Origin of the sequence: Gaiella sp. (assembly GCF_039915195.1) — a bacterium.
Classification (GTDB): Bacteria; Actinomycetota; Thermoleophilia; order Gaiellales; family Gaiellaceae; genus Gaiella.
Window position 1 is genome coordinate 1 of the sequence record NZ_JBDSNT010000043.1, and the last position, 12884, is coordinate 12884.

The following is a 12884-nucleotide window of genomic DNA, read 5'->3' on the forward strand; positions in this document are numbered from 1 at the left end:
GCTACGTCAGTCGGCGCACAGCGAAGCCGTCAGCCGCGAGCGCTGCCACGAGTTCCCGCGAGTGCTCCTCGCCGCGTGTCTCGAGCGTCAGCTCGGCCTCCGTCTCGAGGACGCCGATATTGCGCCCCTCCCGGTGATGTGTGACCGAGAGCACATTGGCCTGCAGATCAGCGACGGCGGCAACGATGCGCGCCAGCTGGCCAGGACGGTCGGGAATCAGGATCGCAACAACGAGATAGCGGCCCGAGGAGGCGAGGCCGAAGCGAGTCACCGAGCGGAGCGTCGTCGCATCGATGTTGCCACCGGCGAGGATAGCGCACGCCGGATCGTCGCCCGGCACGAGCCCTTGCAGCAGCGCGGCGACCGGTGCGGCCCCGGCGCCTTCGACAACAAGTTTCGAGCGCTCGAGAAGGAGCACAAGAGCCCGAGAGATCGCCGCATCGTCCACCACCACCACGTCGTCGAGAAGGTCGCGGAGAATTCCTTTGGTCAGCTCCGCGGGAACCTTGACCGCGATCCCGTCCGCGATCGTCGGCCCGACCGGCGTTCGCCCGGCGAACGGCGCGCAAGCTGCGGCCTGGACGCCGACGAGCGAGAGCTCGGGCCGCAGCGCACGCAGCGCGATCGCGATACCGGACGCGAGGCCTCCGCCTCCAACCGGAATTACGACCGTGCCAGGCCCGGGCGGCAGTTGTTCTGCCAACTCGAGTCCCAACGTTCCCTGTCCGGCAATCACCCGCGGATTGTCGAAGGCATGGACGAACGTTGCGCCTGTCTCCTCGACGTGCCGGAGTCCAGCCGCAACCGCCTCGTCGAAGCCTGCACCTGCGTTGATCACGGTTGCGCCGTACCCGACCGCGGCGTCGAACTTGGCCATTGGCGCTCCATCGGGAACGAAGATGGTCGCGTTGATACCCGCCTGCCGTGCCGCCCAGGCCACCGCCTGCCCATGGTTTCCGGCGCTCGATGTAACGACGCCTGCTTCCCGCTCCGATTCGCTCAGCTGGGCGACCGTGTTGTAGGCGCCGCGGATCTTGAACGAGCCGGTGAGCTGCAGGTTCTCAGCCTTCAACGACACCGGACGCCCGACGAGACCGCTGAGCGTTCCGGATGTGTGAACGGGCGTCACCTGCGCAACTCCCGCGAGTCGCTCCCCGGCTTCCCGGATCTCTTCGAGCGACGGTCGCATCATCGTGTGGGCTCCCGCAAGACGGCAGCCACGATGGCATCAACGGCGGTCAACGGGTCGACCTGCCGCTCCTGGACGCCGCGCACGAGATCCGCGAGCGAGGAATCGGCGGCGATCTGCTCCTCGATGCGAGTGCGTGCCCGCGCCGCTGCAGCGGCAACGACCTCCGCGGCCAGGTTGCGGCGGCGGCGCTCCTCCAACTCACCCGCTACGGCAAGGGCGTCGCGGCGCCTGGCCACCGTCTCCCAGAGCGCCTCCACACCGTCTCCCCGGATCGCCTCGGTCAGGACGATCGCCGGCTGCCGCTCCGCCTCCGGGCTAAGGGCCATCACGGTACGAATGTCGTTCAGAAGGGCCTTTGCGCCGGGCTGATCCATCTTGTTGATTGCGATCACATCGGGAATCTCCATGATCCCGGCTTTGAGCGCCTGCACCGAGTCGCCCGAGCCGGGCATGAGCACGAGCAGCACCTCGTCGGCGATGCCCATCACCTCGACCTCGCTCTGACCCGTACCGACCGTCTCGAGAAAGATCACATCCCGGCCGGCTGCGTCCAGCAGAAGCAGCGCCTGGAGCGTGGCCTCGGCGAGGCCGCCGAGGTGACCGCGGGTTCCCATCGACCGGATGAACACGCCCGGGTCGAGAAAATGGTCGACGAGGCGAATTCTGTCCCCGAGCAAGGCGCCCTGGGTGAACGGGCTCGAGGGATCGACGGAGATGACGCCTACGGTGAGCCCGAGGCCGCGGACGTGCCGCACGAGCGCTGCGATCAGCGACGACTTGCCGACGCCCGGTGGGCCGGTGATCCCGACGGAGAACGCCGTTCCGGTCTGAGGGTAGAGGTCAGACACGACCGCTGCGGCTCCCGGATCACGGTTCTCGACGAGCGTGATCGCGCGCGCGAGGGCGCGATGGTCGCCGGCACGAATGCCGGCAACGAGCTCTTCGCGCGTCCAGGAATGCCGGGCCATGGGCGCCACTCTACGGCACGGGCACGTCCCTTTTGGACAGCAGACGTCGTTCCCCCGAGGTTGTAGGCTCGTTCGGGATGCTGGGTCAGTTCACCGCGCAGTTCTCGATCCTCCGGATGCCGGAGCATCGTTCGTTTCGCAATCTCTTCTACGCCCGGCTGGTCTCGGCCCTCGGGACGTGGACGGCGTTCTTCGCGGTCCGAATCGCGCTCTACAACCAGACCAACTCGGCGTGGTGGGTGAGCATCCTGCTCTTCGCCGAGCTCGTTCCCGGCGTCATCCTCGGGATCGCTGTGGGACCGCTCATCGACCGCTGGCCACGCAAGCGCATGATGGTGCTGTCGGATCTCGGCGGTGCCGTCTGCTTCGGTGCGCTTCCGTTCGTCCACTCCCCCGCCGGGATCTGTGCCGTGTCGGCTCTCGCTGGCTTCTCGGCCGCGTTCTTCCGCCCGGCCTGTTACGCCTCCATTCCGAATCTCGTCGACGAGGAATCCACACTTGCCGCCAACGCGCTCGTGCAGGGTGCCGAGAACCTCTCGACGCTCCTCGGCCCGGTCATCGCAGGTGTCGGGATCGTTCTCCTCGGCCCGGACACCGTGTATACGCTCAACGCGGCGAGCTTTCTGATCTCCGCCTTCCTCCTCGTCCGGATCACGGCCAGTTTCCAGTCGAACCTCGTGGCGCGGATCGGCCGCACGCACTGGCGCGAGGTGCGGGCCGGGTTCGCGCTCGTGCATGACAACAACCACCTGTCGTCGCTCTTCCTGATCTGGAGCTGGGCGACCCTGGCCTACGCCGGGATCAACGTGGCGGAGATCGTGCTCACGACGGATGCCTACAGCGCAGGGAACGTCGGCTTCGGCATCTTCGTAGCCTTCTCGGCCGCCGGGATCCTGTTCGGAAACGTCGTTGCCTTCTGGTTCATCAAGCGACTGACGGTCTACGGCGGGTATCGCGCCTCCTTCCTGATCACCGCTGCCGGTGTTGCGATCTGTGCCGTCAGCCCGAATCTGGCGATCGGGTGTGTCGGCGCGGTCCTCTTCGGCATCGGCAACGGCGTCGGTCTCGTGTGCAATGTGACACTGATCCAGCAGGTCGTCGCGGACGACCGGCGGGGACAGATCTTCGCCGTCCTCGGCAGCCTGGTGCAGCTGTTCACACTCATCGGCACGCTCGCGGCCGGGCCGATCACGGTCGCCGTCGGGCCGAGGATGATGTGGGGAATCAGCGCAGCCCTGCTCGTCCTCGGATACTTCAACGCCGTGCTTGTGACCACTCTCCGGCGTTCGAAGGAGGCCGGGATCGGCACGGCACCCACCGCCGCCCCGGTCGACCTCATGCCGCTCGAGGTCGGTAGCGAGATACCGGGCACCGGGTTCTCCCGCATTGCCGACCTCCTCGACGAGGTCGAGCGCACACGGGCGGAGGAGGGCGAGTCGCGAGGCGGTCGGCGACGCAGCCGCCGCGGGTCGAGCGCCGCGCGGCCCCCGAGCCCGTAGCCTCTATTGCGGCGCGCGCATCAGCCGGTGGTGCGGCCGGACACGGTGAGCTGGTTCTCGGCGTGCTTGATGCGCTGCTCGAGCTGCCAACGGTCGCCCGTCGACTCGCCGGCATCGATCTTCTCGAGCTCCGCCTTCGCGGCTTCGAGTTGCGCGGTCGCCCGGTCGTCGTCGATCTCCTTCACGTTCACTGCGTCGTCGACGAGCGCGAGGGCCGTGTCGGTCTCCACCTTGAAGAATCCCGGGCCGGTCGCGAACTCGAGCATCTCGTTGCCGCCAAGGTGCACGCGCGTCGAACCGGCCTTGAGGGTCGCTACCAGCGGCGCGTGGCGGGCGAGCACTCCGATCTCACCGGCCTGGCCGGGAACGATGAGCATCTCCGCCTCGCCCTGGTAGACAGGGCCGTCCGGCGTGACGACCGAAACGTCGAATTTGGGGTGCGCGTCAGCCATCGAGAGGTGCTAGACCGCGACCTGCTCGAGCTGGCGCGCTTTCTCGACCGCGTCCTCGATCGGACCGACCATGTAGAACGCGGCCTCGGGCAGATCGTCGTGGAGGCCCTCGATGATCTCCCTGAAGCCCTTGATCGTGTCCTCGAGCTTGACGTACTTGCCCGGGGTGCCGGTGAATTGCTCGGCGACGAAGTTCGGCTGGGAGAGGAACCGCTCGATCTTGCGGGCCCGCGAGACGACAAGCTTGTCCTCGTCGGTGAGCTCGTCCATGCCGAGGATGGCGATGATGTCCTGGAGATCCTTGTACCGCTGCAGGATCTGCTGCACAGCCGTCGCGGTCGCGAGGTGCTCGTCGGAGACGACGCCCGGCGCGAGCGCACGCGACGTCGAGCCGAGCGGATCGACAGCCGGGTAGATCCCCTTCTCGACGATCGCGCGGGACAGAACCGTCGTCGCGTCGAGGTGGGCAAACGTCGCTGCCGGAGCGGGATCGGTGAGGTCGTCTGCCGGCACGTACACGGCCTGAACGGAGGTGACCGAGCCGGTGCGCGTCGAGGTGATGCGCTCCTGCAACTGCCCCATCTCGGTGGCCAGCGTCGGCTGGTATCCGACGGCGCTCGGCATACGGCCGAGGAGCGCGGAGACCTCGGAGCCGGCCTGGACGAAGCGGAAGATGTTGTCGATGAACAGGAGCACGTCCTGGCCCTGCTCGCGGAAGTACTCGGCCATCGTCAGACCGGAGAGTGCGACGCGGAGGCGGGCTCCGGGCGGCTCGTTCATCTGGCCGTACACGAGCGCCACCTTGTCGAGAACGCCGGACTCCTCCATCTCGAGGTAGAGGTCGTTGCCCTCGCGTGTGCGCTCACCGACGCCGGCAAACACCGAGACGCCGCTGTGCGCGTTTGCGACGTTGTGGATGAGCTCCATGATCGTGACGGTCTTACCGACGCCGGCTCCTCCGAACAGGCCGACCTTCCCGCCCTTGATGTACGGAGCGATGAGGTCGATCACCTTGATACCGGTCTCGAACACCTCGACGGACGGAGCGAGCTCACGGAACGCCGGCGGCTCGCGGTGGATCGACCAGCGCTCGACATCGGCAGATGCCGGCTTTTCGTCGACGGGCTGGCCGAGAACGTTCCAGATCCGCCCGAGGGTGCTGTCGCCAACCGGAACCGAGATCGGAGCGCCCGTGTCGACGACAGCGGTCCCACGCGCAAGGCCGTCCGTCGAGTCCATTGCGACCGCGCGAACGCGATCATCGCCGAGGTGCTGCTGGACCTCCGCGACGAGGGTCGTGGACGAGCCGTCGGGCTTGACGATCTCTACTTCGACCGCGTGGAGAATCTGGGGCAGGCTGTCGGGAAAGACCGCGTCGATCACGACGCCCTTGATCTCGATGATCTGGCCGACGTTCTTCGACCCGTTCGTGCTCGCCTGCTCAGACATTGTTCTCCCTGGGGGAAATCGGTGGCATTGAAGGTTGTGGCGCCGTTACGTGGCGCCTGGGCTGAAGTCTAGCGAAGCGCGACAGCGCAGCTCGCCACGAACCCGCTTCCAACCGATCGTCCCGCAGCATCGCCTCGACACGCGCGGCATGGTCGAGGCGTCAGACGTGAGATGTGAGGAAGTCCGGCGCAAACACTCTGTCAGCGATCCCCTAGGGTCGGGCCGGATCGATCACCCGACGGACGGCACGGGTGGGCTGCCGATGGGGGCGAAGTAGTCGACGAGCCACTTCTCGTTATCCCCCACGCCAACCGATTTCAGGCCCAGGTAGAAGGCCGTCGGATTGAGCCCAGCCCCCTTCTTCGGATACAGGAGCACCTCGAGTACGATCCGACCTGGCGAGATCTCGTTCACACCGAAGCCCGTCACGCCGGCTCCGAGCGCCGGGAAGAAGAGCACCGGAATATTTCCGGTCTTCCACTCGGCGAGCGTGCAGTCGCAGTCACGCTTCAGATCGGCATGCGTCACCGTCCACGCCTTGGCAAGGTTCCTGCGAGCGACCGCACCTTCGATGAAGATGGCTGCCGATTTCCGCGCCGCGGCGGGAACGTCATCGGCGCTCGGCTTCGTTTCGGGGGGGAGCTCGCCGAACTCGTCGACGGTCTGCCCCGGCTCCGAGGAGGTCGGTGGGGACGCCGACGGGCTGTCGTCACCCCCCAGCCAGACGGTACCGACGGCTGCGACACCGGCGATGAGCACGAGAGCGGAGACCCACGTCAGGGCGCGCACAAAACCGGGCGACTTGAGTCGATCTTTCATTGGACGAAAGCGTAGACGACGGTGGCGCACGCGGGGTTAGCGGAACGTCACGCTCGTGTTAAGCCCAACCGCGCGACGCTCAGCTTCTACAGGCTTCGGCGTCGGAGCAAGACGAGGAGCGGCAGTAACGTGAAAGCGACAATCGGTGGCGCCAGCTCGACCGGGCGTAGCTCGCTCCCCTGTTCCACCATCGGCCCATCGGCCGCGAACGTCCTCACCACGGTTTGGACTTCGCGACGCTGTCCCTCCACGAACACCGTGCCGTCGACGGCACCTGCAACTCTCCGCAAGGACCGGAGCGCGGTAGGGTCGGGTCTGTAGGCCGCGTCCGGCCGCCCGTCCGCCGCGACAACCCTCTCGTCACCGCGCCAGACATGCACGAATACCGTCGCAACCCGCGCATCGACGAGACGGGTGCGCAGCGTCTCGAAGTCGACGGGCAGCGTCTCCCCATCCGTCAGGACGACGACGAGCCTCCGCGTCGTCAGCGAATCGAAGTACGCTGCCCGACCCATGTCGCCGAGCGCGTTGAGCGACGTCGCGCGACGCGTCCGCCGATCCGGCGGCGGGCGTTCGATTCCTATCGAGCGGTTGACGACAGAGACGAAGGCGTTCGCGCTGAGCGTGGGAAAGAGATGAGGAAGCACTCGGTCGGTAAGTGAGGCGACGCCGACACGCGCCTCCGGGATCTCCGCGCGGAGCTCTTTCGCGAACGAGCGGGCGCGTTCGAGACGGTTCGGTTCCGACGGGGCGCGTTGCGCGAGCATCGACCGGGTGATGTCGAAGACGACGTACACCTCGACTCCCTCGCGCCCTTCGAGTCGCGCGGAGCTCGAGACGACAGGCTGCGCACATGCCAGGGCAACGAGCCCGCTCACAACGACGATCAACGCAATGTCGATACCGAAGCTCCGGCTGCGCGGCGGCGCGAGCCCGAGCTGGGTATCGACGACGCGCGACCGCCGGATCGTCCGGAGGAGCGCAACAACCGCGAGCGCCCCGACGAGCCCGACAACGGCTCCAAGTGGGGTGAGGAACGACAGCGACAAGGCGGCGCCTTCGGTTGGCTAGAAGCCGGTCCCGGTGGTCGCGGCCCCCGCACCCGGCGACGGCAGCGGCGAGCGTCCCTCGCCGCCTCCTCCTGGATCGGCTCCCCCGCGGCGGAGGAGCTTCAGTGCGAGCTCCAGGTTGTAGATCGCGTCCGAATTGGAGGGGTCGAGGACGACCGCTTTGCGGAACTGCTCGATTGCCCGGCGCACGAAGACCTGTCGCTGCGTTGTCGTGTTTCGGGCCTCCTCGAGCAGGAGCGCTCCCCGCATCGTCAGCGCGACGGCACGCCGCACCCCGCTCGGGTCGTTCTCGCCGAGCCGGGCGAGCTCACGCTCCGCGCCGCTCCGCCGCGTTACGTCACCGAACTCCCGCAGCGGATCGCGCGGCTTGCTCAGCCAGAAGCGCTGGACAGCTTTGCGGAACGTGACGTCGTCACCGAGGCCGAGAATCCCGCGAGAGACGCGAACCGGCAGAACCGTGTCGGCGTCCCAGCCGACGTTCTGGTCGACGCCACTCGTAAACGCCGCATCGGCCACGTCAAGGCGGCTCTCGGCGCGAAGGAGATCGACCGCAAGCGCGACGCCGAGGATCGCGGCGACAAGCAGGGCCGCGACGCCGACTCCTGCCCCGATCGACTGAGCCCTCTCCCCGGTCATCATCGCGGAGCCCCCCAGACGAGCCGACCGCACAGTCGCTCGTTGATCGCGAGGAGCAGGAGGAGGGCGGCTCCGATGGCAGCGAGAGCCCACGGGAACGAACCGATCACGGACTGGCGCTCCTGGACGTCGGTGTTGCGGAGGATCTCGGGCCGCGCCACGAGAGACTCCTTCCCGACGAGTTGGACGAAGAGCTCCCTGTCGTCCGGCCCCGGGAAGAGCGGAATCACCTTGAGATCTATTCCCGCCTGCTCGTACCGACCGAGTTCCTCCGTGAGATCCGACGTATCGAACCCCGAATTGTCGAGATCGCTGACGAGCAGTACCGAGAGACGCCGGTCGCCCTCCCGCTCGATGATCCGCCGCGCCTCGACGAGCCCGGTCGAGATGCGCGTACCGCCCCTGAACGTGAGCGACCACGGGCTCTCGCGCGGCCTCCCTGACGGCGTGTTTGGCACGATTCGACCGCCCCGCGTACGACGAACGTCGGGCGAGATCTGTGGCCCCGTCCTGAAGAACGGGAGCAGCGGCTCGAGCTCGGAACTCCGCGTGTCCGGTGGCAGCATCTCGTACGCGCTGTCGGAGAAGACGACGAGACCGACCCGCCCGTCCGTTTCAGCGAGCGAGCGCAACACCCTCTGTGCGCGCTGCGCCTTCTGAACATCCACGCTCGTCGAAAGATCGAGAACGACGATCCCGCCACTTCCTGTCGCGAAGTAGGTCGTCGGAAGGGACTCGAGCGAACGGGCGAGCGCGAACGACGTACCAAGGAGCACAAGAGCCACGAACGCCAGCGTCAAGCGGAGCAGGCGCGTCCGCCGGTAGGCGCTCCCGAGCTCCGCAGTGGCGGATGTCGGCAGCCCTGGTGTACGCAATCTCGAGTCAAAGACGCTCATGCGAGACCCCCTGCAGCGGTCGCGACGCCCACGCGTTCGGCGAGAGACTCGACCTGCGCCGATGTCGAGGGTGCTGGCGCCCAGGCGAGCGCCCGTGCCTCGCCTGCGAGATCTCTTCGCCCCGTCCCAGCGAGCTCTCGAGCGACGCGCTCGAGTGCTCGCCTGCGCTCGGGGAGGTCGTCGCCTCCCGCGCTCGCGAGCGCAACCTCGAAGGCCCTTTCGAGCGGGCTTCGCAGATCGCTCTCGTCGGCGAGATCAGCGTCATCCGCGCGGGTCGGCCACCACAGCCGACGCGCGATCAGCACGGCCGCGATCGCACAGCCGAGTGCCGCGACGAGAAACACGAACGCAGCTCCAGTCGGGTTGACGCGATACGAGGCCGGCGTGAGCGAGGTCGCATCGGAGCGCCACCGGATCTCCTCGACATCCTTCGTCGCAACGCGACTCGAGACCTCGAGCAATGGCCAGTCGAACGACTCGAATGCGCTGCCCGGACGCTCGTTGAAACGGTAACGGACACGGCCGCTCGGGAAGTCGCTGACTCCGCGCGCCTCCGCCGTATCGCAGCCCTCCTTGAGGCAGACGAGCTCGTACGTGTACTGCACTCGACCGAGATCGCCGAACTGCTCGCGAATCACGCGTGGTGGGTCGAGAGCCTCATAGGGCCCGAAGTTTGGCTGCAGAGCAACGCTCCCGAGCGCGATCTCCCTCGGATCGATGAGAACGTCAGCCCTCGCCATGACGGAATCCCCGAACGAGTGAGCGGTCGGACTCAGTGACGTCGTGATAGAGACGAGCTCCTTGGGGTTAAGAGACACGCTCGCTCCATCACGGACAAGCCAGAACTGGCCGAGGCCGAACCCGACAGCGAGAGCAGCGATCGCCGCGACGCCGATGACGACTGCCCGCCTCACCGACCCTGCCGTCCCGCACCCTCACGCTCGGCAGACCACGTCACGAACGTATCGAAGATTCGTGACGGATCGGCCGACGAAACGACCACGGGCTCTATGCCGAGTGACCGCATCCCCGTGAGGAGCGTCGCGAGTCGCGCCTCGTGCCGCGCGCGCCATACCTGAGACTCGCCCCGGCGAAGCCGCACGATGCGCAAGCGGCCGTCGTTGTCGGCGAGTGGCATCCCGATTCCGTCGACGTCCGGGAAACTCTGTTCCCAGACAGGGTCCTGGACGATCACGGGCACGATGTCCCAACCTCGATCGAGCGCCCTCTCCCACGTTTCGAGTGCCGGAGCGGCGAGGAAGTCCGACACGACGAAAACGAAGCTCGCGGCCGGAACCGAACGACGGTGATACGCAAGGTAGTCGAGCGCACCTCCGACGAGGCCCACCCGGGAGACGCTCCCGGGGTCGGGGAGCGCGTGATCCACGAGCGTTCCCACCCCCCGCGCTCCGGCCGGCGGCGACCACGCGACGACGTCGGCGTGGGCGCCGAACTCGAGCCTGCCGACGAATCCCCGTGCTTCGGCCACGCTGTCCTCGACGAGCTCAGCCGCAGCGCGTGACGCCTCGCCCTTCTGCAGCCAGGGAATTCCCGGCGGGCACAGACTCATCGCCGAGCGGCAGTCGACTGCAACGATCGCGCGTGGCGCCTCGTCGGCAAAGTACTCCCTGACTACGAACTCGTCGGTGTTGCGGGCGGACGACAGCCGAGCGGACGCCCCCCAGTCGATGCGGTCGGGGTTGTCGCCCGGCCGATACGGGCGCGACGCTGCGATATCGGATCCCGTGCCTCGCCTTGCACCGTGCATTGCTCCGAAGGCAAGTCCGACGAGTCGCCTGCGCGAGACAAGGGGGAACGTCAGGCCGCGGGCGTTCACGGCACCTCGGCAGCGAGTGCGGAGTCGTCGAGAACGAGCGCCGGCGGCGGTGCGAGCGCCATGCACTCGTCCTCGAAGGCGGACAGCGACGCGGCCATCCCGATCTGACGTGCCTCGGCGAACTTCGACGGGGTGAACACGACGCGATGACCGAGGACAGGGAGAAAAAGTAGCTCGACATCGGTCGGTACGACGTAGTTGCGACCGTGAACGAGAGCCCAGCCGCGCACCGCGCGTTCGAGCGCAAGGCTTCCGCGCACCGATGCGCCAACCGACGTCGCCGCTATCTCACGTGTCGAACGGACAAGGTCGACGATCCACCGGCCGATCAGCGGATCGACATACACGTCTGTGGCCGCTCGCTGCAGAACCTCGATCTCGGAGATGCTCGTGACCGCCCGTAACGACTCGAGTGGGTGCACGACTCGCTGATCGTCGATCACGCTCATCTCCTCCTCGGCGGTCGGATAGCCGAGCGAGGTGCGGAGGAAGAATCGGTCGAGCTGGGCCTCCGGCAACGGGAAGGTGCCTTCGTACTCGATCGGATTCTCGGTTGCGAGTAGAAGGAACGGGTGCGGCACGGCTCGGGTGACCCCGTCCACGGTCACCTGGCGCTCGGCCATCGCCTCGAGCAGCGCGGACTGTGTCTTCGGCATGGCGCGGTTTATCTCGTCGACGAGCACGATGTTGGCGAAGATCGGCCCCTGCCGAAACTCGAAGTCGCGGGTTCGCTGGTCGTAGACGGCAAGCCCGGTCACATCCGTGGGCTGCAGGTCTGGCGTGCACTGGATGCGTGTGCCGACGACACCGTCGATGGACTGGGAAACCGCCCTCGCAAGAACCGTCTTCGCCGTGCCCGGCACGTCCTCGAACAGGACGTGCCCGTTGCATGCGAGCGCCGTGAGAACGAGCCGAATCTCCTCACGCTTGCCCTGCACGACCGACTCGATGTTCGCGAGGAGTCGATCGGCAATATCGACTGCGATGGCCAGGTCGGAAGCAGTCGGCTGTTCGGAGCGGATCGCCATGCGGCCGAGTGTAGACAGGGGCTGTGCTCCCCGCCCGAACGGTACGTTGCCGTCTACCCGCCGTCGACAGGGAGAGCAGGCTTGAGCAGGCTCACTGAGCCCGCCCCGCCATTTCTGACGCCTGCGGGCGGCGGTGCGCCCGTCTCGGGCAAGATCGGAAGGTCGTGCTGCACGAGGGCCTCGCGCCGTAGCGTGCGGATCGAGTCCTCGCCGACACCCGAGGACGTCACTCCGCCGAGCTCGATCGCGGAGCTGCGCAGCGGGACTCCGGGGAGCTCCGATGCGAGCGCAATCGCTCCGGCGACGACGACGACGGAAGCGACCGACGCGAACTGAGCGATCGTGCGCAGCTGCAGGCGCGATCGGTGCCCCGGGGCGGTCACGCTCACGGGCCACGGAACGGGCTCGAGAGGCGTGCTACGGAGAAGCGACGTAAACGCCTCTGCATCCTCCTGGAATGCGCGGCATGCCCCACAGCGCCCGAGATGGGAGCTCACGAATTGGTGCTCGAGGTCGTTCAGCGGTTCGTCGAAACCCGTGGAGACGAGCGAGCGGGCTCTATGACACGAAGTCGTCATGACTGCTGAGACGACGATGAGCCGCGCGAGTTAGCACCGTGTCTCGGATCTGGCACGACGGCCTCCGCTAGATCAGGCTTGCCCTACCGTCGACAATGATTCCCGCGGCGATCAAGGCAGCGCCGAGAAAGATGAACAGCCAGGTCGTGCCGCGGGCATCCCTGCGCTCCTCCACCGTCGCTGTTCGTGCACCGCGACCCGCGATCCCGACCCCGAAGAGATGCCCACTCTCGCCCTTCTCCTCGTCACCGTCCGTGCTGCGCGGCCGAGCGGGGCCTCGAACACCCGAGAAGAAGCCGAGCACGAGGAAGAAGCTCCCGACGACGTACAACCCCGTCGATACCGCCCGCTCGACACTTGTCCCGACGAGCAGGCTCCCAACCAGTGAGCCGAGCAGCGTTACCGCGACGACACCCACGACGATGAGGCCTATGCGGCGTGCGGCCTGCACGTCCGGCCC

At 67.2% G+C, this 12884-nt stretch carries 14 protein-coding genes; 1 reads left to right on the forward strand and 13 read right to left on the reverse strand.

The genetic code is table 11. The features are described 5' to 3' along the window. Position 1: 1 nt before the first annotated feature. Positions 2-1192: a threonine ammonia-lyase gene (gene ilvA / locus ABIR74_RS04130; RefSeq protein WP_348175351.1), complete on the reverse strand. Its 1191-nt coding sequence runs from the start codon at positions 1190-1192 to the stop codon at positions 2-4. Continuing rightward, positions 1189-2160, reverse strand: a complete 972-nt coding sequence (meaB, locus tag ABIR74_RS04135) for a methylmalonyl Co-A mutase-associated GTPase MeaB (protein WP_348175352.1) — start codon at positions 2158-2160, stop codon at positions 1189-1191. The genes ilvA and meaB overlap by 4 nt, the downstream gene beginning before the upstream one ends. A 77-nt stretch (positions 2161-2237) precedes the next feature. Here meaB and ABIR74_RS04140 point away from each other — a divergent pair, with 77 nt between their 5' ends. Further along, on the forward strand, positions 2238-3659 hold the full coding sequence (locus ABIR74_RS04140) for an MFS transporter (protein ID WP_348175353.1): 1422 nt from the start codon (positions 2238-2240) through the stop codon (positions 3657-3659). 20 nt (positions 3660-3679) lie between these two features. On the opposite strand, the gene atpC is transcribed toward ABIR74_RS04140, so the two are convergent. The 11 genes from atpC to ABIR74_RS04195 form a co-directional block, all read right to left on the reverse strand. Continuing rightward, positions 3680-4111 carry an ATP synthase F1 subunit epsilon gene (gene atpC / locus ABIR74_RS04145; protein ID WP_348175354.1) on the reverse strand — a complete coding sequence of 144 codons (432 nt, stop codon included), beginning with the start codon at positions 4109-4111 and terminating at the stop codon, positions 3680-3682. Positions 4112-4120: 9 nt separating this feature from the next. Continuing rightward, positions 4121-5560 (reverse strand): F0F1 ATP synthase subunit beta, encoded by a 1440-nt coding sequence (gene atpD, locus ABIR74_RS04150; protein ID WP_348175355.1) that lies wholly within the window; start codon positions 5558-5560, stop codon positions 4121-4123. A 231-nt stretch (positions 5561-5791) separates the two neighbouring features. Further along, complete coding sequence (locus ABIR74_RS04155; protein ID WP_348175356.1) at positions 5792-6379, reverse strand: hypothetical protein; 588 nt, start codon at positions 6377-6379, stop codon at positions 5792-5794. A gap of 86 nt (positions 6380-6465) precedes the next feature. After that, entirely contained in the window at positions 6466-7428 is a 963-nt protein-coding gene (locus tag ABIR74_RS04160) for a hypothetical protein (RefSeq protein ID WP_348175357.1), read from the reverse strand. Between the two features lie 18 nt (positions 7429-7446). Beyond that, on the reverse strand, positions 7447-8088 hold the full coding sequence (locus tag ABIR74_RS04165) for a hypothetical protein (RefSeq protein ID WP_348175358.1): 642 nt from the start codon (positions 8086-8088) through the stop codon (positions 7447-7449). Further along, positions 8085-8981 carry a vWA domain-containing protein gene (locus ABIR74_RS04170; RefSeq protein WP_348175359.1) on the reverse strand — a complete coding sequence of 299 codons (897 nt, stop codon included), beginning with the start codon at positions 8979-8981 and terminating at the stop codon, positions 8085-8087. The genes ABIR74_RS04165 and ABIR74_RS04170 overlap by 4 nt, the downstream gene beginning before the upstream one ends. Continuing rightward, positions 8978-9895: a hypothetical protein gene (locus tag ABIR74_RS04175; RefSeq protein WP_348175360.1), complete on the reverse strand. Its 918-nt coding sequence runs from the start codon at positions 9893-9895 to the stop codon at positions 8978-8980. Before ABIR74_RS04175 ends, ABIR74_RS04170 begins: the two co-directional genes overlap by 4 nt. Continuing rightward, a complete protein-coding gene (locus tag ABIR74_RS04180; RefSeq protein ID WP_348175361.1) occupies positions 9892-10818 on the reverse strand; it encodes a DUF58 domain-containing protein in 927 nt (308 codons plus the stop codon). Before ABIR74_RS04180 ends, ABIR74_RS04175 begins: the two co-directional genes overlap by 4 nt. After that, positions 10815-11846, reverse strand: coding sequence for a MoxR family ATPase (locus ABIR74_RS04185; RefSeq protein ID WP_348175362.1), 1032 nt, complete (start codon positions 11844-11846; stop codon positions 10815-10817). Before ABIR74_RS04185 ends, ABIR74_RS04180 begins: the two co-directional genes overlap by 4 nt. A gap of 53 nt (positions 11847-11899) precedes the next feature. Then, entirely contained in the window at positions 11900-12343 is a 444-nt protein-coding gene (locus tag ABIR74_RS04190) for a hypothetical protein (protein WP_348175363.1), read from the reverse strand. A 148-nt stretch (positions 12344-12491) separates the two neighbouring features. Beyond that, complete coding sequence (locus tag ABIR74_RS04195) at positions 12492-12875, reverse strand: hypothetical protein (RefSeq protein ID WP_348175364.1); 384 nt, start codon at positions 12873-12875, stop codon at positions 12492-12494. Between the last annotated feature and the right edge of the window lie 9 nt (positions 12876-12884).